The sequence below is a fragment of the Sphingomonas jejuensis genome (genome assembly GCF_011927695.1).
In the GTDB taxonomy this organism is placed as follows: domain Bacteria; phylum Pseudomonadota; class Alphaproteobacteria; order Sphingomonadales; family Sphingomonadaceae; genus Sphingomonas_K; species Sphingomonas_K jejuensis.
In genome coordinates, this window is the sequence record NZ_JAATJE010000001.1 from 1090595 (window position 1) to 1116221 (window position 25627).

Below are 25627 nucleotides of genomic sequence, written 5' to 3' on the forward strand. Positions count from 1 at the left end.
CAACATGAAGGACAAGCTCGCCCGGCTCTTCACCATCCGCACCAAGTTCGAGGTGTTCCTCGTCATCTACGCCCTTGCCCTCGGCGCTGTGGAGCGCGGCCGCGTCTACCTCGAGATCTATCCCAATTTCGGCGGCAAGCTGCTGTTCGTCGCCTGCACTCTCGTCGTCTTCGTCGCCGGCGGCAAGTTGATCGATGCCGTCGACGCGGACCGCGAACGGGAGCGGGACGGATGAGCTGTGCTTTCGATCTGGTGGAGCCGCGATCGCGTCTCTAGACAAGCTCCGCCTGCGACTGGCGCCGGCGGGGTGGGAAAAGCGCGTTGCAGCATCTGATCGGACTCGTCGGCATAGCGTTCATTCTTCTGCTCGCCGTTCTCCTGTCCACAAACCGACGCGCGATCCGGATGCGCGTGGTCGCCCCTGCCTTCCTGCTCCAAGTCGCGATCGCTGTTCTGGTGCTCTACGTACCTGCGGGCCGCGTCCTCATTGGCTGGATGTCGAGCGGTGTCGCCAACCTGCTGAGCTACGCCAACGCAGGGACCAGCTTCCTGTTCGGCGAGCTGGCATCGGATCGGCTTGGCCAGAACTTCGCGATCCAGGCATTGCCGGTGATCATCTTCTTCGCCGCGCTCGTCTCCATCCTCTATTATGTCGGCGCCATGCAGAAGGCCGTTCGGTGGATCGGCGGCGGCATCGAGAAGGTGACCGGCATCAGCAGGGTGGAGTCGCTCTGCGCTGCTGCCAACATCTTCGTCGGACAGAGCGAGTCCCCGCTCGTCATCCGGCCCTATCTGGCCGCGCTAACCCCTGCGCAGCTGTTCACCGTCATGACGAGCGGCATGGCTGGTGTGGCCGGCACCATCCTGGCCGCCTACGCATCCATGGGGATTTCGATCGACTATCTGCTGGCGGCGTCCTTCATGGCGGCGCCGGGGGGTATCCTGATGGCCAAGATCATCATGCCCGACATGCCTGTCATGCGCGAAGGGCAGCTGCCGTTGGGCGACGAGCCGAGCGAGGATCGTCGCATCGAGATCGCGGGCGAACGGATCAGCGGCAAGGGGCCGGCGGCGCTGCTGCCGGAAGGCACGCCAGGCGAGCCGATGCCCGAGGCCACACATGACGAGGAGCGGCCGGCGAACATCATCATGGCGGCGGCGCAGGGCGCCCAAACGGGCGTGCGGCTGGCGGTGGCGGTGGGTGCCATGGTGCTGGCGTTCGTGGCGCTGGTCGCGCTGGCCAACGGTCTGCTTGGCGGCGCGGGCAACCTGGTCGGGATCGAGGGGCTGAGCTTCGAGCGGCTGCTCGGCTTTGTCTTTTCCCCGGTCATGGCGCTGATCGGGGTGCCCTGGTCGGAGGCGGGCGCGGCCGGCGGGTTGTTCGGCCAGAAGGTCGTGCTGAACGAGTTCGTTGCCTTCATCAGCCTTGGGGCGCAGCAGACGACGCTGAGCCCGCGCACGGTGGCCATCGTCACCTTTGCATTGTGCGGTTTTGCCAACTTCTCCTCCATCGCGATCCAGATGGCGGTGACCGGGAGCCTTGCCCCCAATCAGCGGCCGATGATCGCAAAGCTTGGGCTGCGCGCGCTGGTGGCGGGGTCGCTGGCGAACCTGATGAGTGCGGCGCTGGCCGGGCTGATGATCACGGCATGAGGCCCAAGTTGACGCTCGAAAGGCTTTGACAGCTCCGACGCTGCCAATGTAAAGAGCTCTTGTCATAGTGTCGGGAGTTCTTGTCAGTTGGAGAACCGCCTCCGGGTGCTGCGGGCAGAGCGCGGCTGGAGCCAGGGCGATCTGGCCCAGCGGCTGGGCGTATCGCGGCAGACGATAAACGCGGTCGAGACCGACAAATACGACCCGAGCCTGCCGCTCGCGATGCGGATGGCCAAGCTGTTTGGCCTGCCGGTCGACGAGATCTTCAACGATCCGTGGGAACCGGCCGCATGACCGCCGTCCGGCCCGCACAGAGGAGCATGACCATGACCCGCTTTCGCCATGTCCTGCTTGCCTGCACCGCGCTGTTCGCGGCGCCCGCGGCCGCGCAGACGACCCCGCCGGTCGCCGCGCCCGCGCCCGCCACGTCGACTCCCGCGACGCCAGCCGCTGTCACCGACGTCGACCCGGCGCTGTGGGTCGTGCGTGACGAGGACACGACCATCTATCTGTTCGGCACGGTTCACCTGCTGAAGCCGGGCCTCGGCTGGTTCGACGAAGCGGTAAAGGACGCGTTCGACGCATCCGACACGCTGGTCGTCGAGATGATCGAGCCGAACCCGCAGGAGATGCAGGCGCTGGTGGGACGCACCGCCATGGCAGCGCCCGGCAAGGGGCTGTCAACGCACCTGACGCCCGAACAGCAGACCAAGCTGGGCGCGGCGCTGCAGTCGGTCGGTGCGCCGCCAACCGCAATGGAGCCGTTCGAACCCTGGTTCGCGTCCACGGTGATCGCGCTGATGCCCCTGCCCGCGCTCGGCTACGATCCCAGCAAGGGGGTCGACAACGAGCTGCAGGCCGCGGCCCGGGCCGCGTCGAAGCGGGTCGAGGCACTGGAGACGGCCGAGCAGCAGATCGGCTTCTTCGACAGCCTGCCGCTACCGGTCCAGACCCGGATCCTGGTGAAGACGGTCGACGAGTTCGACGATGTCGGGCCGACGATCGACAGGATGGTGCGCGAGTGGGGCGCCGGCGATCCGGACGCGCTTGCCGCCACCATGAACGAACAGATGCTGGAGGTGCCCGAGGCAGCGCGCGCGCTGCTGACCGACCGGAATGCGCGCTGGGCAGACTGGATCGACGCCCGCATGGAGCGGCCGGGAACGGTCTTCATGGCCGTGGGCGCGGGCCACCTGGCCGGCGAGGGCAGCGTGCAGCAGCAGCTGCGCCGCCACGACCTGACCGCGACACGCGAGGCGTACTGAACCGCAGCATCGGGAGGGAGCCATGCCGAGCATCGATCGCGCCAAACTGGTCAGGATCGCCGTCGGCTTTCTGGTCGGCGCCGCGGTCGGGGCGGCCGGCGCCCACCTGATCCTGGCGCAGGCCGAGCTGTTCTCGGCGGCCGACCTGATCGGCCTGTTCGTGGCGCTGCTGCTGGCGGGTAGCGGGCTTTATACCCTGTTCATCGGCGTCAATGCCGCAACCTACCGGCGGCTCGGCAGCGGCGTCGAGCCCGGCGAGGCCCCGGATGCCGACCTCTTGCGCTTCGCCCGGCGGACGGGCGTGGTCAGCGTGCTGGCGGGGCTGCTGTTCGCAGCCCCGCCGATCGTCACGATCCTGACACCCGCGCGGGGGACGCTGACGGCGATCTACGCCGCCATCGCGGCGCTGATCGCCATCGAAAGCTGGGTCAACCTGAAGCTGTGGATGGACGGCGACGAGCTGGTCCGGGCGGTTGTCGTCAGATCGGCCGCGATCTGCTTCTGGCTGCTGCAGGGACTGTTCTTCCTGTGGGCGGCGGCGGAGCGGATGACGCTGGTCGATCCGATCGGAAGCTGGCCGCTGCTGGTGGTGCTGATGGGCACCTATCTGGTCGTCGCGACCACGGTGTCGGTGCGAAGCGGGCTCGCCGAACACTAGGCTTGCCGCCGCCAAGCCGATCTGCAACGCGGTGCGGGTGACGATCGGACGGCGCGGATTGATCCTGGCGGTGGTGGCCGGCGTCGGCGGCATGTACGCCCTGCGCGCGGTACGGCCGGATGGCGACGTCATCGAACAGCCTGACCTGACCGACAGCGTCCTGAGGGCGGAGGGGCCGCGTGCCGGGGCCGACGATGCCGCCGTCCGGATGGCCGTGTTCACCGATTATCGCTGCCCCAATTGCCGGGCGGCCCATGCACCGATGATGGCGGCGGCGGCCGACGCCGACGTGCTTCTGCTCCTGCGCGACTGGCCGGTCCTTGGGCCGCAATCCGAGCGGGCGGCGCGCATCGCGATCGCGGCGGACGCGCAGGGCCGCTACCTTGCGGTTCACGACGGTTTGATGAAGGCCGCCGCGCTGGACGACGCCAGCCTGGAACGCGCCGTGCTGGACGCGGGCGCGGACTGGAGCGCCGCACAGGCGGGGGCGAACGGTCCGATCGTCACCGATCGGCTCCAGCAGAATGGCAACCAGGCGTTCGCGCTGGGATTGCGCGGGACACCGGGCTATCTCGCCGGACCGATCCGGGTGGAAGGCGCCCTGGACGAGGCCGGCTTTGCCCGATTGTTCGAGCGGGCGGCGCGAGAGCAGGAGCGACAGGGATGAGCGGATCAACGGTGCTGGTGACGGGCGGAGCCGGCTATATCGGCAGCCACGCCGTTCTTGCGTTGCTCGACGCCGGGCGCCCGGTGGTCGTGATGGACAATCTGGTCACCGGCATGCGCTGGGCCGTGCCGGAGGCGGTGCCGTTCCAGGAGGGCGACATCGCCGACATGGATCTGGTCGGCGACGTCATCGCACGGCACCAGGTGGGCGCGATCATGCACTTCGCCGGGTCGATCATCGTGCCGGAATCGGTCGAGAACCCGCTGAAATACTACCGGAACAACACGGCCGCTTCCCGCGCGCTGATCGAGGCGGCGGTGACGGGCGGCGTCAGCCACTTCATCTTCTCGTCCACGGCAGCGACCTATGGCACGCCGGAGGTGAGCCCCATCGACGAGGACGCGCCGCAGCGCCCGATCAACCCGTACGGCATGTCGAAGCTGATGACCGAGCGCATGCTGGAGGATGTGGCGGCCGCGCACCCGATGAACTTCGCCGCACTCCGTTACTTCAACGTGGCGGGCGCCGATCCGAAGGGGCGGTCCGGGCAGTCGACGGTGGGCGCGACGCACCTCATCAAGGTGGCGGTCGAAGCGGCGACGGGGAAGCGCGGCCATGTCGGCGTCTATGGCACCGACTATGACACGCCCGATGGGACGGGCGTGCGCGATTACATCCATGTCAGCGACCTGGCGGCAGCGCATCTGGCCGCGCTGGAAGCGCTGGAGGCCGAGCCCGCCCGCAACCTGAAGCTCAACTGCGGCTATGGTCGCGGCGCATCCGTGCTGGAGGTGCTCGATGCCGTGGACCGGGTGACGAACATGAGCATCGAACGGCGGATCGAGGGCCGGCGCGCGGGCGACCCCGCCGCGCTGGTGGCCGCCAACGACCGGATCCTGTCGACGCTCGACTGGCGGCCCGCGCGCGACGACCTGGGCCAGATCATCGCCGATGCGCTGGCATGGGAGCGGCAGCTGGCCGAACGCCGGAGCTGATCGGGTGGCGCGGGCGAAACGAGCCATCCGCCGGAAACGTGGCGTCGTCGGCAGGATCGTCGCCTTCTTCCTGAAGGCGGTGGTGGTGTTCGTGCTGGGGTCGTTGTTGTGGGTGGCGGCGTACCGCTTCCTGCCCCCGCCCTTCACCTTCACGATGGCCGGCGACCTGCTGGCGGGGCGCAGCGTGACCAAGGACTGGATGAGCCTGGATGACATCGACCGCGACATGGCGCGCGCGGTGATCGCGGCGGAGGACGCGCGGTTCTGCAGCCATCATGGCTTCGACGTCGATGCGATCGCGCAGGCGATGCAGCAGAACGCCCGCGGCGGCCGGATCCGCGGTGGATCCACCATCAGCCAGCAGACCGCCAAGAACGCGTTCCTGTGGCAAGGGGGCGGTTATTTCCGAAAGGGCCTGGAGGCCTGGTTCACCCTGCTGATCGAGCTTGTCTGGGGCAAGCCGCGGATCATGGAGGTTTACCTCAACATCGCCGAGACCGGGATCGGGACATACGGCGTCAATGCCGGCGCCCAGCGCTATTTCAAGAAGGATGCATCGTCGCTGACGTCGCAGCAGGCCGCCCGCATCGCGGCGGTGCTGCCGCTGCCCAAGCGACGCGAGGCGATCGCGCCGTCCGGCTTTACCCGCCGGTACGGCGCATCGATCCAGCGTCGCATGCGGAGCGTCGACGCCGGGTGCCTTTGAGAACCCCTTAGTCGACAGCCTTGCGGGCAGCGTCGCCCACATCCTTGGCGGCGCCTTCGACCGCGGTTGCCGCGTCGGTGACGGCACCGTCGGTCGCGCTCTCCCGCTCGTTGCCGACGAAAAGGAAGTAGGCGATCGCCGCCAGCGCGACGAGGACGAGCAGGAGCAGAACCGGTGTCATGCCCGACCCGCGACGCTCGATGACCGTGGTGGTGTGCGGGCCGTCCCGTTCCGTCACGCGCTCATGCACCACGCCGTCGTCGCGCTCGGTGATCCGCTCGTCTGCCATGATCCGTCTCCCTCTTTCCTGATGAGGGCGCAAACGCAATTGTGACGGGGGCGTTCCGGATCAGAAAGGCAGCTTGAACCCGGGCGGCAGCGGGATGCCCGCGGTCATCTTGCTCATCTCCTCGCCGGAGGCGGCGTCCGCCTTTGCCCTGGCGTCGTTGAAGGCGGCGGCAACCAGATCCTCCAGCATCGCCTTTTCCGACGGCTGGAGCAGCGAATCGTCGATCTGGACGCCAAGGATGCGGCCCTTGGCCGTGGCACGCACCTTGACCAGGCCGCCGCCCGACGCGCCTTCGACCTCGATCTTGTCGAGGCTTTCCTGCGCGCCCTGCATCTGTTGCTGCACGCGCTGCGCGGCATCCTGCGCCGCTTTCATGAATTCGTTGATGTCCTTCACGAGGCCGCCTTTCGTTCCTGCGGGTGATAGTGGTCGATGAGTTCGGCGTCCGGGAAGGCGGCAAGTGCCGCCCGCACGATGGGCGTGTCGAGCACGTCCTGTCGCGCCGCGCGCTCACGCTCAAGATCCTGCTCGCGCAGCGAGGGCGCGCCGGGCTGATCCGACAAGGTGATCGACCAGGCCGTGGCGGTGATCGCCTTGAGCGCGGCGGCGAGGTCGCGCACGAAGCTGTCGCTGTCGGGGCGGTGCATGGCGAGCGACAGGGCCGGCGGCGCATAGCCGACGAGCCGCGCGTCATCGTGGAGCCGCTGGGCGAGGCCGTGTCGCCCCCCGCGTTCAAGAAGGGCGACGAGCGCGGGAAAGTCGCCCGGCAAGGTCGGGGCGGCGGCGACCGGTTCGGCCGGCCGCGGATCGGCCTGTGCCGGCGGCGCGCCGGCCGCGGGAAGCGCCGGCATGTCGCCCGCCATGATCCGCTTCATGAGCTCGCCGGGATCGGGAAGCTCGGCCGCATGGATGACGCGCAGCAGGGCCATTTCCGCGGCCTGGAAGGGAACGGGGGCGCGCTGCACCTCCTCATGCCCCTTCAGCAGCAGCTGCCAGAGCCGGTGGAGGCGGGCATGGCCGAGCTGTTGCGCCCACCCGTCGACGGCGGCGCGCTCGTCGGCGACGGCCGCCGGATCGGCGCCGCCATGCTTTGCGAGCGTGATCGCATGCACGGTTTCCATCAGCGCGCGCAGGATGCCCTGCGGGTCGGCGCCATAGTCATGCTGCTCCGCCAGCAGGGCGAGCGCGGCCTGCGCTTCCCCGCCGAGGATCGCGGACAGCAGCCGGCGGACCATGCCGCGATCGGCCAGGCCCAGCATGCGCCGGACGGCCTCGGCACGCACCCCGCCGTCGCCCTCGGCATGGGCGATCGCCTGGTCGAGCATGGACAGGCCGTCGCGCGCCGATCCTTCGGCGGCGCGCGCGATGAGCGAGAGGGCATCGCGCTCCACCGCCACGCCCTCCGCGCCGGCGACGGCGGCGAAATGCGCGACGAGAGCGTCATGGGGGATGCGCTTCAGGTCGAACCGCTGGCACCGCGACAGGACGGTGACGGGCACCTTGTTCACCTCCGTCGTGGCGAAGATGAACTTCACATGCGGAGGCGGCTCCTCCAGCGTCTTCAGCAGGCCGTTGAACGCGGCCTTCGACAGCATGTGGACCTCGTCCACGATGTAGACCTTGTAGCGCGCGGACACGGCGGCGTAGCGGACGGCCTCGATGATCTCGCGCACGTCGTCGATGCCGGTGTTGCTGGCGGCGTCCATCTCCAGCACGTCGATGTGACGGCCTTCGGCGATCGAGCGGCACGGCTCGCAGACGCCGCATGGATCGATGGTCGGGCCACCCTGCCCGTCCGGGCCGATGCAGTTGAGCGCCTTGGCGATGAGGCGGGCGGTGGACGTCTTGCCCACGCCGCGGACGCCCGTCATCAGGAACGCATGGGCGATGCGGTCGCGGCGGATGGCGTTGCCCAGCGTCTGCACCATGGCGTCCTGGCCGATCAGTTCGGCAAAGGTGCGCGGGCGGTACTTGCGCGCAAGCACGCGGTAGGGCGAGGACGGCGCCGGCTGCGGCGGCTCACCAAGATCGAGGGAGTCGGACATCTGCGCCCCATATAGGATGGCCGCGCGACGCTGTCGAAGCATCAGGGGGCGAGCAGCCCGTCGACCCTGATGTCGTTTGCGATGAAGCCGTTCCAGCGGGTCGGGCGGTAGACGTCGATGCGGGAGCCTGCGATCGCATCGCCGCCGGTGCGCCACCGTGCCGGAGAAGGTCCGCTGAAAGCGATCGGCTGTTCGAACCAGAGCGGAACGGCGAGGAGGGCATAGCGGACCTCCGTTCGACGCATTACGCGCACGAGCGTGTCTCCCTCCCGGCGGTAAACCTCCCGCCGCTGCTCCGGACGGAGCGGATGAAGGGAGAAGTCGATGTCAGGCGCGCCTTTCGCGCCCGCCCCGCCGCGGCGGCGATGCTGAAAGTAGCTTTGGACCATCAGCCAGTCGCTGCGCGCGTTCACGGCCGGGTCGGCATGGAAGCAGAGGCCTTCGTCGATGAACGCCGGGAGGCGATCCCACAGCCGCGGCGGCGGCAGCACATCGCCGGCCTCTTCCCGGGATGCGTAGCTGGCGGTGAGGCGGGCATTGTTGCACCGCCCGTCGAGCGGCCCGAGATAGTAACGGTGGAGCGGCGGGGCGACGGCCCAATCAGCCCCCAGCGATCCTTCCGTGTAGCTGGACGCTGTTTGCGAGAAGAGCAGTCGCTGGCAGATGTCGGAGCATCTGGGATCCTCGGAGGGCAGGTCGTTCACATAGGTGATGGAGGAACCACGCGAGATGGTTGGGACCTGACCGCCATCGTCTCCGACCATTGCGGCGACCCGCGCCCTTGTCTCGCGATTGGCGAGGACAGGCACAATGAACCCTGCCGCGATCGGCGGGACGGCAGCGGCGGCGAGGAGCAGCGCGGGACTGGTGCGGCGCAAGACCAGGCGGAACGGCACGTAGATAAGGAGAGCGAGCGTCAGGTAGACCCAGGCACCGGGCGCCTGCTGAATCAGCATGGCGAGTGGCGCGCCGACGATCGTGATGAACAGCAGGACGACAAGGACCTGCCCCCAGACGGCGATCAGGGCAGCAGCCGAACAGGCGAGCCAGACGCGCCAGAGCCAGCGGTCGAAACGCCCCAGGTGCTTGCCGATCATGCTGATCCCGCCGTTCGGCACAGGTCGCGGCGGAGCCGCGCCGTCGGTCCTCGCCTAATGAGGCCGGTCGCGCTTGGCAGCGTGGGACGGAGCATACGCCCTTTCGCTGCCTGCGCGGTGGGAGCCGGAACGACCCGCGGCGAAATCGTTACGGCTGCTTCCTTCCGGATCTGACCGGGTTGGCGACGACCACGTCCGCCCGACTCCCGCGCCCGATATAGCGGCTGCGATGCGCGCCGCAACATTCCGTCGTTCAGGCGGCTGCGCTGTCCTGACCGCGATAATGGTCGACGAGGATCGCGGCGACCTCTTCCGGGACCAGGAACCAGCGGGGCCGCCCATGCATGGTCGGCGCGCCCTTGTTTCCGCTGTCTCCGTTCCAGCGAAGCCCGACGCGCTCGCGACCGAAATCCCGAAGCCGAGCCACGGAGAAGCCGTTGACGCCGGTGTCGCGCAGCACCTCGATCACGTCGACGTTGCTGCCGGTAACCTCGCCCGGATTGACCATGATGCCCGCTTCCTCCCTGTGGCTTGCCGCCCGCTTCTGCCACGAAAATAGCAAACGGCAGGTTACCGCCGACGGGTGTCACGAGCCTCGGCAGGGATGCTCACGGCGAGCCCGGACAGGCTTTCATCAAGGATGATCTGGCACGCCAGCCGGCTGGTGCGGGTCGCGCCCGCGGCGAGATCGAGCATGTCCTCCTCCATATCCGATGCCAACGGCAGGCGGTCGAAATCGGCAGGATCGACGATCACGTGACAGGTCGAGCAGGCCATCGCGCCCTCGCACGTCCCTTCCAGTGGCTGGTCGGCGGCCTGAGCGACATCGAGCAGCCGGTCGCCCGGCGCGGCATCAACCGTGATCGTGCCGCGCGCTCCCGTGAAGCGGACAGGGATCATGCGGCGAGCCCCTGGGCGCGAGCCGCATCCCGGATGCGTGACACGGCGCTGTCGACCTCATCAACGGTGGTGCCAGGGCCGAAGCCGAGCCGGATGCTCGCGCGCGCCTCCGCATCGGAAAGGCCGATGGCGCGCAGCACGTGGCTGGGGCGGCCGGAGCCGCTGGCACAAGCGGAGCCCACGGAGAAGGCGAGGTCGCGCAATCCGGAAACGAGCGCGGCAGCGTCGAGGCCGGGAAGACGCAGGTTGAGGTTGCCGGGCCAGCGATCTGCGCCGGCCGGCGGGCCGTTAAGGATCCACTCCGCACCGAAGGCGGGGCGCGCATGGTCATGGAGGGCAGCAAGATGCGCCCGGGTCGCAGCCGCATGATCGGCCGAGAAGCGTGCCGCCGCGCCGAAACCGGCCGCCAGTGCGGGCGAGACCGTGCCCGATCGGAGGCCCGCTTCCTGCCCGCCACCGTGCAGCAGCGGTTCTGGTTCGATGCCGGCCCGCATCCAGAGCGCACCGATGCCCTTGGGCCCACCGACCTTGTGCGCCGACATCGCCACCAGGTCGCAGGCGGCGAGCGGGATCGGCAGCTTGGTGAAGCCCTGCACCGCATCGCAGACCATCACCGCCCCCGCTGCGCGCGCGAGGTGGCCGATGGCGTCGACCGGACCGACCGTTCCGATCTCGTTGTTGACGTGCATGAGGGCGACGATGGCGGTGGAATCTTCGATCACCTCGGCAGCGGCCGCGACGTCGACGCGACCCAGGGGATCAACGGGGAGCATCACGAGCTCCGCCCCGCGGCGGGCGAGATGGTGGAGGCTGTCGAGCACGGCGGCATGTTCGGTGGGCGCGGTGACGATGCGGGTCCGGTTGGCCGGGCGTCGATCCCAGCTTCCCTTCAGCGCCCAGTTGAGCGCTTCGGTCGCGCCGCCGGTCAGGGCGAGCCGCCCCTCCCCCGCGCCAGCGCCCAAAGCCGCCAGAAGCTGTGCGCGCGCGGCTTCGACCGCTGCGGCGGCGGCGCGACCGGCCCGGTGGGCGCTGTGCGGATTGGCCGATCCCTCAGGCAGGAGCCAGGGGGCCATCGCGTCGGCGGCAGCGGGAAGCAGCGGCGCGGTCGCCTGATGGTCGAGATAGATCATGCCGCGCGCTGGGCAGCGTCCGCGGCGATCCGGCGCCAGGCGTCCACGAACCGGTAGATGCCTGCGCGACTGGTGTCGGGCCCGATCGAGACGCGGATCACCTCCGCCGCCTCCGCCTCGTTCCAGCCCATGGCTGCAAGCACATGGCTGGGGCGCAGGCTGCCGGAGGCGCAGGCGCTGCCGGCGGACACCGCGATGCCGGCCATGTCGAACTGGATGAGCGCCTGCGCGGATGGAACGCCGGGCATGCGGTAGCTGGCGACGCTGGGAAGGCGCGGCGTGCGCTTTGCCACCACGACGCCACCGGCCGCCTCGATCGCGCCGTCCAGATGGGCGCGAAGATCGCGGGCCCGGTCGGCCCAGGCGCGCTGCGCCTCCAGCGCGGCGGCCATCCCGATCGCGCCGGGCAGGTTCTCCGTCCCCGGTCGATAGCCGCGTTCCTGCCCACCTGTCGGCGCGAGGTCGGCGAGATCGCGGACGAGAAGCGCGCCGATGCCGGGTGGGCCGCCGAACTTGTGCGCGGACAGGGTAAGGAGGTCGGCGGGAGGGAGCGGCGCCTTGCCCGCCACCTGTGCGGCGTCGGCCAGCAGCCGACCGCCGGCGCGACGGACGACCGGAGCGAGGTCCGCCAGCGGCTGAATGACGCCGGTTTCCCCATTGGCCGCCTGGATGGCGACCAGCGGCCGGCGTGCGCCGGAAGCGCCGAGCCGACCCACCAGGGTGTCGACCGCAACCGTCCCGTCGGCGCCGACGGGGAGCAGGAAGGCGTCGCCCGCGGCCCGCAGCACCGCGTCATGCTCGACCGCCGACACGAAGCGCGCATCGGCAGGGCCGGCCATGATCCGCGCGATCGATTCGCTGGCGCCCGAGGTGAACAGCAGCTCCCCATCCCAGCCCAAAGCGGCGCGCGCACGATCGCGCGCATCCTCAAGCGTGGCGCGGGCGGCGCGCCCTTCCTTGTGCGGCGACGACGGGTTGGCCCAGCGCGCCATCGCGTCTGTGACCGCGGCGATCGCCTGCGGCAGCATCGGCGCGGCGGCCGCATGATCCAGGTAGAGACGGGTCGTCAAAACGTGCGGCTCCGGAACAATTGCGGAGGGGGCACCCCTGTCTATATAGGCTCCGGCCGTCGCGGGAAGCCGCACATCCCGATCCTTTTGCCCCGAGAGCGCCTCCACCCCATGCCAGCCGTGATCTTCCCCGGACCCGAAGGCCGCCTCGAGGGGCGTTTCAGCCCCCCGCCCCGCCCGCGCGCGCCCGTTGCCATGATCCTGCATCCGCATCCGTCGGCAGGCGGGACCATGAACAACGCGATCGTGCAGGCGCTCTACCAGACCTTCGTGCGGCGTGGCTTCGCGACGCTGCGCTTCAACTTTCGCGGCGTCGGCAAGAGCCAGGGGACGTTTGACAACGGCGTCGGGGAGCTGTCGGACGCGGCGTCCGCGCTCGACTGGGTGCAGAGCTTCCACCATGAGGCGCAGACCACCTGGGTGGCCGGCGTCTCGTTCGGCGCGTGGATCGGCATGCAGCTTCTGATGCGCCGGCCGGAGATCCGCGGGTTCATCTCGATCGCGCCGCCGGCGAACATGTACGACTTCACCTTCCTGGCGCCGTGCCCGTCATCGGGCATCATCATCCAGGGCGAGGCGGACGAGGTGGCGACACCGGCCGCGACCCAGAAGCTGGTCGACAAGCTGAGGACGCAGCGGCACATCACCATCCATCACGACACCATTCCGAAGGCGAACCACTTCTTCGAGCATGAGATGCCGCAGCTGATGGGATCGGTGGACCGTTACCTGGACATGCGCCTGGATCCAAAATCCACGATCAAGTGAGCCTGCCCGCCCGGCCGCGTCAATTAAGCGGCCGCACACGGATTGCGCGCTGCCCGTCGATATTGGCGAAATAGCTGCCCATCGCCGCAGGACGGACAGCGACCGTTTGGCCGGCACGCGGTTCGCGCCGCACGGTTTCGGAATCCGCCTGAACCCATTGCGTGCCGTCCTCCAGGCGCAGGACCCAGCGGCCGTTCGGCTGTTGGCGCGCGCCGGCGATTACGCCTTCGAACGGCTCAAACCGGCGGCGTTCGGTTTCGACAGCGCGGGCGCCGCGCTCCGCCGTGTCGCGGTCGAGCACAACGATCTCGCGCGACTGCTGGGCGGCATCCACGGTCGCCGCCTCGCGGTCGAAACAGGCGAGCCGCGCGGCGCCGTCCTGCAGCCGGCGGCAGTCGAGCATCCGCTGCAGCACCGGAGCGGCGGGCGCGGGCGCGGCCTGCGACATCACGAGAGCGACCAACACCGAGACCGACATACCCACCCCTTCGTTCCTTCAATCGACCCGGCTTTTGTGACAAGCGCAGGCGGGCGGAGCAATCCCGATCAGACGGTCAGGATGAGGACGTTGCCGAGCAGCACCAGCGCCGCGATCGCCATCAGCAGGCCCTTGCGCCGGTCGCCGCGACGCCAGATCGCGACCGCGCCCGCGACGAGGCCGCCCACCGCGAGCATGGCGATGCTGAGGAGGAGATTGGACAGCCCGCTCATCGTGCGATCACCCGCGCGAAGGCTGCCGGATCGACATTGCCGCCCGACAGGGTGACGAGCGTGCGCGCGGTTGCCGCGACGCGTCCCGCCAGGACGGCGGCGAGCGCCACGGCGCCGCCGGGCTCCACCACGAGATTGAGGGCGGAGAAGGCGAGACGCTGGGCAGCACGCACCTCCTCTTCCGACACCGCGACGCCGCGGGCACCGCGGGCGTGGAGCACGCCGAAGGTGAGCGGGGACACGCGGGTCGTCTGGAGCGCGTCGCATGCGGTCGGTGGCGGATTGGGCCCGACCGCCAGGATCTCGCCCGCGGCGAGCGACCGGGCCATGTCGTCCCAGCCTTCGGGCTCCACCACCACGATCTCCGTTTCCGGCAGCGCGAGGGCGATGCCCGCAGCGAGCCCACCGCCGCCGCAGCAGATGATCGCGCGGTCGGGCGGGCCGCCCGCCCAAGCGTCCATCTGCGTCGCCGCCTCCAGACCGGCCGTCCCCTGCCCCTCGATGATCCAGGCATCGTCAAAGGAGGGAACGAGGGTGGCGCCGCGCGCGGCGGCGAACGCGGCGGCGATGGCTTCACGGCTCTCGGTCGCCCGGTCGTAGCCGACGATCTCGGCACCAAGGGCGAGCGTGGCCGCGCGCTTAGCCGCAGGCGCATCGGTCGGCATGACGATGGTGGCGTCGATGCCGAGCCGGCGGGCCGCCCAAGCGACGCCCTGCGCATGATTGCCGGACGAGAAGGCGACGACTCCGCGGGCGCGTTCATCGTCCGACAGGTCGGTCAGCCGGTGCCACGCCCCGCGCAGCTTGAACGCGCCGACCGGCTGGAGCGATTCGGCCTTGCACCAGAGCGGCGCCGGGCCCCCGATGTCGAGTGGCAGGAGCGGTGTCGGCACGACGACCTTTTCCAGCTTCTGCAATGCTTTAGCTATGTTTTTGGGCTCAGGCTGTCTCAAAACTGTCACTTTTCATCCTTGCGGCGCGGAGCGGTCTTTACAGGGGGGACACCCCCCCATATATCGCGCCTCCGCTGCCCCATGGGACTTCCACCGCAAGGCAGCTTTTTCGAACTGCCCACTGGAGGTCCCTTGAGTTGCACAAGCATCATCGCGCGCTGGGGCTAGCTGCCGCCCCCGTCAAGGCCGTCACCGGTCATGACATTGCCGCCACGCGTCCGGTGCAGCCGGTTACGCTGATCCGTCCGCATGCCGCGCGTCGGGCCGCCCGCTTCTTCGTGGAGAAGTTTCCGGGCCGGTCGATCTATGCGGTGAAGGCGAACCCCTCGCCCGAGCTGATCCAGCTGCTGTGGGACAGCGGCATCACGCATTTTGACGTCGCTTCGATTGCGGAGGTGCGGCTGGTGTCGCGGCTGCTGCCGGAGGCCACCTTGTGCTTCATGCACCCGGTGAAGGCGGAGGAGGCGATCGCCGAGGCCTATGAGCATCACGGCGTGCGCGTGTTCTCGCTCGATTCGATGGACGAGCTCGAGAAGATCATGCGGGCGACGGGCAACGCGACCGACCTGACGCTCTGCGTCCGGCTGCGCGTGTCCTCCGAGCATTCGAAGCTGTCGCTGGCATCCAAGTTCGGCGTTGCGCCCGACGAGGCGAAGGCGCTGCTGTTCGCGGCGCGTCAGGCGGCCGATGCCCTGGGCATCTGCTTCCATGTCGGATCGCAGGCGATGACGCCCGACGCCTATGCGCAGGCCATGCACCGTGTGCGCCAGGCGATTGTCGATGCCGCGGTGACCGTGGATGTGATCGACGTGGGTGGAGGCTTCCCCTCCTCCTACCCGGGCATGGAGCCACCGCCGCTGGAGCTCTATTTCCAGACGATCCACCGCGCGTTCGAAGACCTGCCGATCAGCTATTCGGCGGAGCTTTGGGCGGAGCCGGGCCGGGCGCTGTGCGCCGAGTACAGCTCGCTGGTGGTGCGCGTGGAGAAGCGGCGCGGCGACGAGCTCTACATCAACGACGGCGCCTATGGCGCGTTGTTCGATGCGGCGCACATCGGCTGGCGCTTTCCGGTCACGCTGCTGCGCGAGCCGGAGTCGGAGGCCAAGGACATCGCCTTTTCCTTTTACGGCCCGACCTGCGACGACCTGGACCACATGGCCGGGCCGTTCCTGTTGCCGGCGGTCACCCGGGCGGGCGATTATGTCGAGATCGGCATGCTCGGCGCCTATGGCTGTGCGATGCGGACCGGCTTCAACGGGTTCGGATCGGTCGAGACGGTGGTCGTTACCGACGAGCCGATGGTGACGCTGTATGATGCAGCGCAACGTCCGGCGGCCAACAACGTCGTCAAGCTGTAACGTCCGGCCGTCAGGCCTGACGAACTGACAGGGGGCGGGTCGCGGTGCGTCCCGCCGCCCTCACGGGTTTCCGCGTCCCCATCGAACGACAGCGGTTCTTGTGACCACGGAGCATCATCCGGAAATGACCGACACCCTGACCAAGACGGCAGCCGCCAACGCGCCGATCAACGACACCCGCAAGGCGGAGCTGCTCTCCAACGTCGTCGAGCATATCGACATCAAGAGCTTCGACGCGCGCCCGATCATCGACGCGATGGGCAAGATGAGCTTCACCAGCCGCGATCTCGCGCGCGCCACCGGCATCTACAACCAGATGCTGGCCGATCCGGATTGCTCCATCTTCCTGGTGATCGCCGGGTCGACATCGGCCGCCGGCTGCATGGACCTTTATGCCGAGCTGGTTCGCAACAACATGGTGGACGGCATCGTCGCCACGGGTGCCACCATCGTCGACATGGATTTCTTCGAGGGCCTTGGCCACAAGCATTACCAGGCGCTGGAAATCCCCGACGACGACACGCTGCGGTCGCTCTACATCGACCGCATCTACGACACGTACATCGACGAGGAAGACCTCCAGAACGTCGACCACACGATCTTCGAGATCGCCGAGACGCTGGAGCCCAAGGCCTATTCCAGCCGCGCGTTCATCCGCGAGATGGGCAAGTATCTGGTCGAGCATGGCAAGAAGGAGAACAGCCTCGTCAAGCTCGCCTATGAGCATGACGTGCCGATCTTCTGCCCGGCGTTCACCGATTCGTCGGCGGGGTTCGGGCTGGTGAAGCACCAGGTCGATGCGATGAAGGCCGGCAAGCCGTACCTGACGATCGATTCGATCGCCGACTTCCGCGAGCTGACCGACATCAAGATCGCAGCCGGGACCACCGGCCTGCTGATGATCGGCGGCGGCGTGCCCAAGAACTTCATCCAGGACACGGTCGTTTGTGCCGAGATCCTGGGCCATGAGGATGTCGAGGTGCACAAGTATGCGGTGCAGATCACCGTCGCCGACGTGCGCGATGGCGCCTGCTCCTCATCGACGCTGCAGGAGGCGGCATCGTGGGGCAAGGTGAACACGGGCATCGAGCAGATGGTGTTCGCCGAGGCAGCCAGCGTGATGCCGCTGCTGGCGTCCGACGCGTACCACCGCGGCCTGTGGAAGGACCGCGCGGTGCGGGCGCACGCCAAGCTGTTCGCCTGATCCGCTTCCCGCGAAACCCGTGACCGAGCCGCGGTCGGGCCCTTGTACCCGGCCGCGGTTCTTCTTTCTGGCCGCTCCATCCCGAACCACGTTCGTGCTACGATCCTGTCCACGCTGGTGGAGGGTCGACCATGGGGTGGCGCCGCTGGATCATGCACGTCGGAGCCGCAATCGAGCGGAACCGGACACGCATCGCCTGCGCGCAATGGGCGTGCTTTGCCGTGAGCTGCGCGTCCTGGGCGGGCTTCATCCGCCTGCCCGCGATCACCATTCCCGCCACGATCGGCGTGGTGGCCACCGCCCTGCGATACATGCTGTGGGAAGGCTGGCTGCGGGAACGCTGGATCCAGCCCGCGCAAGGGACCGCAAGCAACGACGTGCGGCGGAGGGCGCGGCCTTGAAGCGCCGGATCTATCCCGGCAGACAGGCGCGAGAGCGGTAGAGCACCGGCCGCGCCGAGGGAGTTGGACATGGACGGGATCGATCGCCGCAGCCTGATCGCGGCCGGGATGGCGTTGCCGCTGATGAGCGGCGCTGCAACCGCCCAGACGAGCGCCGCGGCGATGACCGCATGGCCGCCGCGCGAGACGATCCGGCTGTGGCCCGGGCGACCGCCGGGATCGCCGGCGACGCTGCCCACCTACAATCCGCGCATGGACGGCAACCCGGCCAATCCGGAGTTGTGGCTGCGCGGCGTGGCGGAGCCGATCGTCGGGGTCTTCCGGCCGGAACGTCCGGACGGTCGCGCAATCCTGACCATCCCGGGCGGCGGATATGGCTTCGTCTCGATCGAGAATGAGGGGATCGACGTCGCCAGTGTGCTGAACCCGAAGGGGATCACGGTGTTCGCACTCGCCTACCGCCTGCCCGGCGAGGGTTGGTCGGACGAGACGGCGGTGCCGTTGCAGGATGCGCAGCGTGCCATGCGGTTGATCCGGCAGGGTGCGCGCGGGTTCGGCATCGATCCGGACCGGTTGGGCATCGTCGGCTTTTCAGCCGGCGGGCACCTCGCCACGTCGTTGACGGTCGCGCATGGCGACCGTGTCTATGCGCCCGTCGACGCGGCCGACCAGCTGTCCGCGCGGCCGGCCTATAGCGGGCTCGTCTATCCGGTGACGAGCGGCCGAGCGCTGGGGCGGCCGGGCGACGACAGTGCGGCCTTCCGCACCTATCGCCGGTTCGACGGCCCGGCCCGGCTGACGTCGGAATCGCCGCCACTGTTCATCGTCCATGCCCTCGACGATCCGCTGGTGCCGCTGGCGCATCCGCGCGCGATGTTCGACGCCGCCATCGAGAAGCGGGTGCCGGTGGAGGCGCACTTCCTGGAGCGTGGCGGCCACGGCTTCGGCGCGATGAACCTGCCGGAGCGGGCACCCGGACGGACATGGCCCGACCTGTTCGAACGCTGGATCGCTGCGCGGGAGACTGCCTGACCGACGCTCAGCGCGCGAAGGCGGCCACCAGCTCGATGTGGGTGGACCAGCGGAACTGCCCGACCGGCCGCACCCAGTGGAGCCGCCACCCGCCCGCCACGAGGATCGCCGCATCACGGGCGAACGTGGCGGGATTGCAGCTGACATAAGCCAGGCGCGCAACATCGGCGGCGGCGAGCTGTTCGACCTGTTCGCGGGCGCCGGCACGGGGCGGATCGATGACGGCGGCGTCGAAGGACGACAGCTCCGCGCTGGTAAGCGGGCGGCGGTAAAGGTCGCGGTGGTCGACCGCGAGGTGGCGCCCTGCCCTCCCGGCAGCGCCCTTCAGCGCCAACACCGCATCGCGCGCCGCTTCGGCCGCCAGCACCCGGCCGGGGAGCGCGAGCGCAAAGGTGCCGAGCCCGGCGAACAGGTCTGCGGTGCGCTCCGCCCCCTCCGTGGCTTGCAGGACGCCCTCGACCAGCGCCGCCTCCCCGTCCCCCGTGGCCTGAAGGAACGCGCCGGGCGGAAGCGCCACCGCGACGCCGCCGAGCGTGACGGTGGCGGGCCGCGGCTCCCACCGGCTTTCGGCGCCATATCCTTCATCGACCGACAAGCGCGCGAGCTGTTGCGCGGCGGCGAAATCGGTGAGGCTTTCGGCAGCGGCCAGCCCCTCCACCGATACGCCGGCGAGCGCCAGGTCCACGCCCTGGTCGCAGAGCGTCATCGTGATGGTGGCCGTCCGCCGCGGCGGCAACAGCGGCGCGAGCAGCCGCCGGAGCGGGTCGACCAGCGCGAACAGCCGGGGCGACAGCACATGGCATTCACGCATGTCAACGATCCGGTGGCTGCCGCCCGCGTTGAAGCCGATCGCGACCCGCTTGCCGACGCGTTCCGCCCGAAGGCTGGCACGGCGGCGCGTGCGCGGCGGCGACAGGTGCGGCGGGAGGATAACGGATTGGGCGACGCCGGCGCCGTCGAGCGCGCCCGCAACCCGGTCCGTCAGGTAGGCGCGGTAGGCGTCGTCGTCGACGTGCTGAAGCTGGCAGCCGCCGCATTCGGGAAAGTGGCGGCAGGGTGGTTGCTGGTGATGGGGGCCGGGATGGACGAGGCCCGCGCCGTCCAGCCGGTCGCCGGGCGCGGCGAATTGGGCGTGACGGCCGTCCGCCGTGACGCCGTCTCCCCGCGCGGCGATCCGGATGATGAGGTCTGTGTCCTCGCTCATCGCGGCCCAAGGTGCGTGAGGAGATCGTCCGCGATCAGCCCCGGGCCGACGCGGTCGGCGGCATCGGCATGGAGCCAGGCACCGGCGGCGGCGGCGTCGAACGGCGTGTCCCCGGCCGCGCGGCGCGCCGCGACGATGCCGGCGAGGACGTCGCCGGTGCCGGCCGTGGCGAGCCAGGGCGAGGCGGGCGGCAGGATGGCGGCGCGGCCGTCGGGATCGGCGACCACGCTGTCGGCGCCCTTCAGGAGAAGCGTGCAGCCGGTCCGGGCCGCAGCGGCGCGGGCACGGTCCACCTTGCTGCCGGGAAGGTCGCCGAACAGGCGGCGGAATTCTCCGTCATGCGGGGTGAGGATGCTGCCGGGATGGCGGGAGAGCCGGGACGGCGTGAGGAGCGCGAGGGCGTCGCCGTCGATCACGAGGGGCTTGCCAGACAGGAGCGCGGCATCAAGCCGGCGGCGGGCATCGGCGTCGCGACCGAGCCCGGGGCCGACCAGAACCGCGCCGATCCGGTCGTCGTCGAGCTGCTCGGCGACGGCGTCCGCCGACACGATGCGGCGCATAATCGCGTGCGGGTGGGTGTCGAGCGCGCCGCCGGCCATCAGCTGGAGCACATAGCCGGCGCCCGCCCGTGCCGCCGCGGACGCCGCCAGCGCGGCGGCACCAGGCATCGCGCCCGCCACCACCGCGACCATGCCGCGGCTGTACTTGTGGCTCTGCGCCGTTGGCGGATGGACACGGGGACGCGGCAGCTCGGTCAGGGTGGAGCCGACCTCGACACCGATGTCGGCGACCGCGACACGGCCACAGCGGCCGGCGGCGGGTTGCAGGCGGTGGGCGGGCTTCAGCGCGCCAAAGGCGATGGTGAGGTGCGCCGCCGGCAGATCGGACAAGACCGCGCCGGTATCCGCATCGACACCGCTCGGCAGGTCGGCGGCGACGCGGAGCCTGGCTGCCGACCACAGCGGGAGGACGGCGGCCATCAGGGCGTCGTCCAGCGGGCGGGCGAAGCCGGTGCCGAACAGCGCATCGACAACAAGGGTCGCGGGGGCAGCCGCCGCGGGATCGGCGAGGTGGCCCGGCCAGTCGGCGCGAAGCTCCGCCGCGACGCTGCCGGGCCGCGACTGCCCGGCCACCGCCACCGCGACGTCCCAGCCGGCCGCCGCCAGATGGCGCGCGGCGACCATGCCGTCGGCACCGTTGTTGCCGGGCCCTGCGACCACCAGCGTCCGAAGCGGCCCGGTGAACCGCGCGATCGCGGTGGCAAGCGCGAGCCCCGCGCGTTCCACCATGTCGCGTTCGGGCTGGCCCGAGCGGCGTTCGGCATCGCGCATCTCGGCAGCGGTCAGGATGGGGCGCGCAGTCACTTGGCGGCGATAGGAGGTCGTGCCGCCACGGGGCAAGCGGATTGGGGGCGGGCGTTCCGGCACCCGCCCCCGCCGACGATGCATGCCGTCGCACGGACCGTCTCCAGGCGGGCGCCGATGGGAGCGCCGACCCGACGCCCTACCCGCCGCAAGGGGCGTGCCAGCGACGGAAATGCAGGCGATCGGCCGTTCGGCGGTGCTTTGGTCGTGCCGCAGCGGCACAGCCGGGATCAGCGCAGTTCCGTTGCGAGACACCAGGCGTTCGGATAGCGCGCCTGGACGGCGGCATGAGCACGGTCGCGGGAAGCGATATCCTCGAACAGGGCGAAGCAGGTCGCGCCGGAGCCGGACATGCGCGCGAGGATGATGCCGGGCGCCGCGTTCAACGCGGCCGTCAGATCGCCGATCACGGGCGCGAGATGCATGGCCGGGGGCGCGAGATCGTTGCGCCCGGCCTGCGCGGCGGCGAGCGGTGGACCCGATGCGAGCGGGCCACGATCGACGCCGTCCCAACCGGCGAAGACCGGGCCGGTCGGCATCGGCACCCCCGGATTGACCAGGAGCAGGGGCAGGCCGGAGAGATCGGCTGACGGAACAGGAAGGAGGCGTTCGCCCACCCCCTCCCCGCGCACAGTGCGGCTGGCGACGCAGGCCGGCACGTCGGCGCCGAGCCCGGCTGCAATCTCGGCGAGCGGATGTTCAACAGACCACAGGCGGCTGAGGAGCCGGAGCGCGGCGGCCGCATCGGCCGACCCGCCGCCGATGCCGGCAGCCACCGGGAGCTGCTTGGTCAGATGGAGCCGGGCGCCAGCGGTGATGCCCGACGCGGCGCGGAGCACGCGTGCGGCGCGGAGCACGAGATCGTCGTCACCGCCCAGGCCGGCGGCGAACGGCCCGTCCACCCGGAGGCTGAGATCGTCGGCGGGCTCCGCCGTCAGGCGGTCGCCATCCGCGGCAAAGGCGAACAGCGTTTCCAGCTCATGATAGCCGTCCGCGCGACGTGCGCGGACGTGGAGCGCCAGATTGATCTTGGCGTAGCCGGTTTCGACAAGCGGCATGGATCAGCCGGTCGGGCCCGCGGCGATCTTTGCCGAGATGCGGGCGGCAGCGGTGGCATCGGCCTCCACCGCTGCCGCGGCCCAGGCGAAGCGTGCCTCCCGCCGGCGGCCGAGGGCCCACAGCACGTCGCCGAGATGCTCGTTCACGTCGGTATCAGCCGGGCTGAGCGCGGCCGCGCGCTCAAGGTGGACGAGCGCACCGGCCGAGTCGCCGGCCCGATGGCGCGCCCAGCCGAGCGAGTCGATGATCGCAGGATCGTCGGGCGCCAGAGTTGCTGCCCGCTCGATCAGCATGGCACCATCGGCGACTTTTCCATTTTCCAGAAGTGCATAGCCGACATTGTTGAGAACGGATGGATCGTCAGGCGCGGCGGCAGCGGCGGCGCGCAGCACCGGCTCAGCCGACGCCCAGTCACCGGCCTCAGCCAGCGCGCTGCCGCGGCCGAGCAGGAGACGGTAGCGCTCGGCAGGATCGACACGCCGGTCGGTCAGGAGCCTGCCGAACCCGGCGGCGGCGTCACTGGCGCGGTCGGTGCTCGCCTGGACCTCGGCGAGACGCAGCCGCTCCTCCCACCCGGCGCCGCGACGCTCGGCCGCGCGGGTGGCGACACCAAGGGCGTCGTCCGGACGATTGGCGCGGAGCAGCAGCGCGGTCGCCATTTCATTGGCGCGCGCCCGGTCCGCGTCCAGGTCCGCCAGACCCGCCACGGCAGCATCGGTGCGACCCGCCTCGTCCAGGCGGACGGCGAGGAGAACCGCGGCATCGGCCGACTCTGGATCGAGCCGCATCGCGGCGCGCAGCACCGGGAGGTCGATGGGCGCATCGAGCGAACGGGCGTCGCGGGCGAAGCGCACGAGCAGCCGCGCGATCCCAGCGTCCGCGGCCTCGACGCGGCCACGACGCCGGGCCGCGGCAGTCGTCAGCGCGCTTGCCTCCCCATCAAGGTAGCTCTTCGCGAGCGCTGCGCCAGCGGGCGCGGCATCGAGAGCCGGCACCTCCCCAGTCCAGACCGCCAGCCAGGCGCGGAGCGAGGGCGCAAGGAAATCGAGCGCGCCGGCCGACAGATCGGCGATGCGGGTCGCGGCCGTCGCCGGGTCGCCGCGATCAAGCGCGTCCGTCATGAACAGGACGGGTATCTCGGCCGGGGCAGCGGCAAGCGCCTGGAGCCGCCGGGCGGCGCGCAGGGTGAGGTTCCAGTCGCCGGACAGCAGCGCTTCGTCATAGGCGCGGAGCGCGAGGCCGACATCGTCCGGGCGGAGCGCCAGCGCCTCCGAATAGCCGCTGACCGCACGCGCGCTGTCCCCGCCCGCCGCCGCAAGGCGGGTGCGGACATAATCCGACAAGGGATCGGCGGTGGTGGTGCCGGCATGAGCGGGCGATGCCGACGCCAGCACAGCGGCCACCGCCAGCATCCTGGCGCCGGCCATTCGGCCGACCACCCGCTTACATGTTCGGGTAATTGGGACCTCCGCCGCCCTCGGGCACCACCCAGTTGATGTTCTGGGTTGGGTCCTTGATGTCGCAGGTCTTGCAGTGGACGCAGTTCTGCGCGTTGATCACGAACTTCGGATCGCCGGTCTCCTGGCCCACCACCTCGTACACGCCGGCCGGGCAGTAACGCTGCGCCGGCTCGTCATAGAGCGGAAGATTGTGCCGGATGGGCACATCCGGATCCTTGAGCGTGAGGTGGATCGGCTGATCCTCCTCATGATTGGTGTTGGACAGGAACACGGACGACAGCTTGTCGAAGCTGAGCTTCCCGTCGGGCTTCGGATAGTCGATCTTCGGCTGCTGATCGGCGCGCCACAATTTCGTGTGGTCGGGCTTGTGCTTCAGCGTGAAGGGCAGCCCGATCTTCAGCTGGCGCATCCACATGTCGGCGCCCGCAAACAGCGTGCCGGCGGTGTCGCCGAACTTCGCCACGAACGGCTCCACATTGCGGACCTTCTTGAGCTCGGTGGCGATCCAGCTCTTGTTCAAGGCGGCAGGATAGGCGCTGAGCTCATCCGCCTGCCGGTCGGCGCCGATCGCCTCGAACGCGGCTTCGGCGGCGAGCATGCCCGACTTGATGGCGGTGTGGGTGCCCTTGATGCGCGGCACGTTCACGAAGCCGGCGGAGCAGCCGATCAGCGCGCCGCCCGGGAAGACGAGCTTTGGCACCGACTGCCATCCGCCCTCATTGATCGCGCGCGCGCCATAGGAGACGCGGGTGCCGCCCTCCAGAAGCGCGGCGATTTCCGGATGGTGCTTCCAGCGCTGGAACTCGCCAAACGGCGACAGATGCGGGTTCTTGTACGACAGCGCGACCACGAAGCCGAGCGCGACCTGGTTGTCGGCCTGATGGTAGATGAAGCCGCCGCCCCAGGCATCGTCAAGCGGCCAGCCCTGCGTGTGGACGACCTTGCCGGGGACATGCTTGGCGGGATCGATGTCCCACAGCTCCTTCATGCCGAGGCCGTAGACCTGCGGCTGGCAATCCCGTTCGAGATCGAACAGGCGCTTCAGCTCCTTGGTCAGGTGGCCGCGCACGCCTTCCGCAAAGAAGGTGTATTTCGCGTGGAGCTCAAGCCCGGGCTGATAATCCGGCTTGTGCGTTCCATCGCGCGCGACGCCCATGTCGCCGGTCGCGACGCCCTTAACCGAGCCATCGTCGTTGAACAGGATCTCCGCCGCGGCGAAGCCGGGGAAGATCTCGACACCCAGCGCTTCTGCCTGTTCGGCGAGCCAGCGGCAGGTGTTGGCAAGGCTCCCCGTATAGGTGCCCTTGTTGTTCATGAAGGGCGGCATCAGCGCGTGCGGAAACTCCGACTTGCCGGCCTGGGTGAGCACCCAGTGGTGGTTCTCCGTCACCGGCGTGCGGGCGAGCGGGCAGCTGTCGCGCCAGTCGGGCAGCAGCTCATCAAGTCCGATCGGGTCGATCACCGCGCCCGACAGGATGTGGGCACCGACCTCCGACCCCTTTTCCAGAACGCACACGGAGACATCGCCGAGCTGTTTGAGCCGGATCGCGGCCGACAGCCCTGCCGGGCCGGCCCCCACGATCACGACATCATAGGGCATTGATTCCCGATCGCTCATGGCGATGAACGCTCCTCTCC

At 69.7% G+C, this 25627-nt stretch carries 29 protein-coding genes and 1 other RNA gene; 13 read left to right on the plus strand and 17 right to left on the minus strand.

Going from position 1 to position 25627, the window contains the following annotated elements; genetic code table 11:
* Positions 1–4: 4 nt before the first annotated feature.
* The 8 genes from GGR88_RS05495 (at position 5) to mtgA (ending at position 5944) form a co-directional block, all read left to right on the plus strand.
* On the plus strand, positions 5–235 hold the full coding sequence (locus GGR88_RS05495; protein WP_167953581.1) for a hypothetical protein: 231 nt from the start codon (positions 5–7) through the stop codon (positions 233–235).
* Positions 236–321: 86 nt separating this feature from the next.
* A complete protein-coding gene (locus GGR88_RS05500) occupies positions 322–1653 on the plus strand; it encodes a NupC/NupG family nucleoside CNT transporter (RefSeq protein ID WP_167953582.1) in 1332 nt (443 codons plus the stop codon).
* A gap of 87 nt (positions 1654–1740) precedes the next feature.
* Positions 1741–1947: a helix-turn-helix transcriptional regulator gene (locus tag GGR88_RS05505; RefSeq protein WP_167953583.1), complete on the plus strand. Its 207-nt coding sequence runs from the start codon at positions 1741–1743 to the stop codon at positions 1945–1947.
* A 32-nt stretch (positions 1948–1979) separates the two neighbouring features.
* Positions 1980–2918: a TraB/GumN family protein gene (locus GGR88_RS05510; RefSeq protein WP_167953584.1), complete on the plus strand. Its 939-nt coding sequence runs from the start codon at positions 1980–1982 to the stop codon at positions 2916–2918.
* 22 nt (positions 2919–2940) lie between these two features.
* On the plus strand, positions 2941–3576 hold the full coding sequence (locus GGR88_RS05515; RefSeq protein WP_167953585.1) for a hypothetical protein: 636 nt from the start codon (positions 2941–2943) through the stop codon (positions 3574–3576).
* 37 nt (positions 3577–3613) lie between these two features.
* Positions 3614–4243, plus strand: coding sequence for a DsbA family protein (locus GGR88_RS05520; RefSeq protein WP_167953586.1), 630 nt, complete (start codon positions 3614–3616; stop codon positions 4241–4243).
* Complete coding sequence (galE, locus tag GGR88_RS05525) at positions 4240–5238, plus strand: UDP-glucose 4-epimerase GalE (protein ID WP_167953587.1); 999 nt, start codon at positions 4240–4242, stop codon at positions 5236–5238. The genes GGR88_RS05520 and galE overlap by 4 nt, the downstream gene beginning before the upstream one ends.
* Before the next feature lie 4 nt (positions 5239–5242).
* Entirely contained in the window at positions 5243–5944 is a 702-nt protein-coding gene (mtgA, locus tag GGR88_RS05530; protein WP_425338463.1) for a monofunctional biosynthetic peptidoglycan transglycosylase, read from the plus strand.
* Positions 5945–5951: 7 nt separating this feature from the next.
* On the opposite strand, the gene GGR88_RS05535 is transcribed toward mtgA, so the two are convergent.
* From GGR88_RS05535 to GGR88_RS05575, 9 genes are all read right to left on the minus strand, one after another.
* A complete protein-coding gene (locus GGR88_RS05535) occupies positions 5952–6233 on the minus strand; it encodes a hypothetical protein (RefSeq protein ID WP_167953589.1) in 282 nt (93 codons plus the stop codon).
* Positions 6234–6293: 60 nt separating this feature from the next.
* Positions 6294–6629 (minus strand): YbaB/EbfC family nucleoid-associated protein, encoded by a 336-nt coding sequence (locus tag GGR88_RS05540; protein ID WP_167953590.1) that lies wholly within the window; start codon positions 6627–6629, stop codon positions 6294–6296.
* The gene (locus GGR88_RS05545) at positions 6626–8278 is read right to left on the minus strand and encodes a DNA polymerase III subunit gamma/tau (RefSeq protein ID WP_167953591.1); all 1653 of its coding nucleotides are present in this window, start codon (positions 8276–8278) and stop codon (positions 6626–6628) included. Before GGR88_RS05545 ends, GGR88_RS05540 begins: the two co-directional genes overlap by 4 nt.
* 41 nt (positions 8279–8319) lie before the next feature.
* Entirely contained in the window at positions 8320–9375 is a 1056-nt protein-coding gene (locus GGR88_RS05550) for a hypothetical protein (protein ID WP_167953592.1), read from the minus strand.
* 113 nt (positions 9376–9488) lie between these two features.
* An RNA gene (gene ffs, locus GGR88_RS05555) (signal recognition particle sRNA small type) lies at positions 9489–9586 on the minus strand.
* A 42-nt stretch (positions 9587–9628) separates the two neighbouring features.
* Positions 9629–9883 carry a hypothetical protein gene (locus GGR88_RS05560; RefSeq protein WP_167953593.1) on the minus strand — a complete coding sequence of 85 codons (255 nt, stop codon included), beginning with the start codon at positions 9881–9883 and terminating at the stop codon, positions 9629–9631.
* 62 nt (positions 9884–9945) lie between these two features.
* Positions 9946–10275, minus strand: a complete 330-nt coding sequence (locus GGR88_RS05565; RefSeq protein WP_167953594.1) for a 2Fe-2S iron-sulfur cluster-binding protein — start codon at positions 10273–10275, stop codon at positions 9946–9948.
* Entirely contained in the window at positions 10272–11405 is a 1134-nt protein-coding gene (locus GGR88_RS05570; protein WP_167953595.1) for a cysteine desulfurase family protein, read from the minus strand. Before GGR88_RS05570 ends, GGR88_RS05565 begins: the two co-directional genes overlap by 4 nt.
* A complete protein-coding gene (locus GGR88_RS05575; protein ID WP_167953596.1) occupies positions 11402–12475 on the minus strand; it encodes a cysteine desulfurase family protein in 1074 nt (357 codons plus the stop codon). Before GGR88_RS05575 ends, GGR88_RS05570 begins: the two co-directional genes overlap by 4 nt.
* Before the next feature lie 111 nt (positions 12476–12586).
* On the opposite strand from GGR88_RS05575, the gene GGR88_RS05580 reads away from it, so the two are divergent.
* The gene (locus tag GGR88_RS05580) at positions 12587–13243 is read left to right on the plus strand and encodes an alpha/beta fold hydrolase (protein ID WP_167953597.1); all 657 of its coding nucleotides are present in this window, start codon (positions 12587–12589) and stop codon (positions 13241–13243) included.
* Positions 13244–13262: 19 nt separating this feature from the next.
* On the opposite strand, the gene GGR88_RS05585 is transcribed toward GGR88_RS05580, so the two are convergent.
* The 3 genes from GGR88_RS05585 to GGR88_RS05595 all read right to left on the minus strand — a co-directional run bounded on the left by GGR88_RS05585 (position 13263) and on the right by GGR88_RS05595 (position 14862).
* Entirely contained in the window at positions 13263–13691 is a 429-nt protein-coding gene (locus GGR88_RS05585) for a hypothetical protein (RefSeq protein ID WP_167953598.1), read from the minus strand.
* A 98-nt stretch (positions 13692–13789) separates the two neighbouring features.
* Positions 13790–13954: a hypothetical protein gene (locus GGR88_RS05590; protein ID WP_167953599.1), complete on the minus strand. Its 165-nt coding sequence runs from the start codon at positions 13952–13954 to the stop codon at positions 13790–13792.
* Positions 13951–14862 carry a threonine ammonia-lyase gene (locus GGR88_RS05595; RefSeq protein WP_245196620.1) on the minus strand — a complete coding sequence of 304 codons (912 nt, stop codon included), beginning with the start codon at positions 14860–14862 and terminating at the stop codon, positions 13951–13953. Before GGR88_RS05595 ends, GGR88_RS05590 begins: the two co-directional genes overlap by 4 nt.
* Before the next feature lie 182 nt (positions 14863–15044).
* On the opposite strand from GGR88_RS05595, the gene GGR88_RS05600 reads away from it, so the two are divergent.
* The 4 genes from GGR88_RS05600 to GGR88_RS05615 all read left to right on the plus strand — a co-directional run bounded on the left by GGR88_RS05600 (position 15045) and on the right by GGR88_RS05615 (position 18902).
* Positions 15045–16265, plus strand: coding sequence for a type III PLP-dependent enzyme (locus GGR88_RS05600; RefSeq protein WP_167953600.1), 1221 nt, complete (start codon positions 15045–15047; stop codon positions 16263–16265).
* 124 nt (positions 16266–16389) lie between these two features.
* Entirely contained in the window at positions 16390–17469 is a 1080-nt protein-coding gene (locus tag GGR88_RS05605) for a 1,9-bis(guanidino)-5-aza-nonane synthase (RefSeq protein WP_167953601.1), read from the plus strand.
* Between the two features lie 131 nt (positions 17470–17600).
* Complete coding sequence (locus GGR88_RS05610; protein ID WP_167953602.1) at positions 17601–17870, plus strand: hypothetical protein; 270 nt, start codon at positions 17601–17603, stop codon at positions 17868–17870.
* A gap of 69 nt (positions 17871–17939) precedes the next feature.
* A complete protein-coding gene (locus tag GGR88_RS05615; RefSeq protein WP_167953603.1) occupies positions 17940–18902 on the plus strand; it encodes an alpha/beta hydrolase in 963 nt (320 codons plus the stop codon).
* A 7-nt stretch (positions 18903–18909) separates the two neighbouring features.
* Here GGR88_RS05615 and GGR88_RS05620 read toward each other — a convergent pair whose 3' ends face one another.
* The 5 genes from GGR88_RS05620 to GGR88_RS05640 form a co-directional block, all read right to left on the minus strand.
* The gene (locus GGR88_RS05620; RefSeq protein WP_167953604.1) at positions 18910–20106 is read right to left on the minus strand and encodes a class I SAM-dependent RNA methyltransferase; all 1197 of its coding nucleotides are present in this window, start codon (positions 20104–20106) and stop codon (positions 18910–18912) included.
* Positions 20103–21470 (minus strand): NAD(P)H-hydrate dehydratase, encoded by a 1368-nt coding sequence (locus GGR88_RS05625; protein WP_342449726.1) that lies wholly within the window; start codon positions 21468–21470, stop codon positions 20103–20105. Before GGR88_RS05625 ends, GGR88_RS05620 begins: the two co-directional genes overlap by 4 nt.
* Positions 21471–21700: 230 nt before the next feature.
* The gene (locus tag GGR88_RS05630) at positions 21701–22528 is read right to left on the minus strand and encodes a 4-(cytidine 5'-diphospho)-2-C-methyl-D-erythritol kinase (RefSeq protein WP_167953606.1); all 828 of its coding nucleotides are present in this window, start codon (positions 22526–22528) and stop codon (positions 21701–21703) included.
* A gap of 3 nt (positions 22529–22531) precedes the next feature.
* On the minus strand, positions 22532–23956 hold the full coding sequence (locus GGR88_RS05635; RefSeq protein WP_167953607.1) for a tetratricopeptide repeat protein: 1425 nt from the start codon (positions 23954–23956) through the stop codon (positions 22532–22534).
* A gap of 16 nt (positions 23957–23972) precedes the next feature.
* Positions 23973–25607, minus strand: coding sequence for an electron transfer flavoprotein-ubiquinone oxidoreductase (locus GGR88_RS05640; protein WP_167953608.1), 1635 nt, complete (start codon positions 25605–25607; stop codon positions 23973–23975).
* Positions 25608–25627 lie beyond the last annotated feature (20 nt).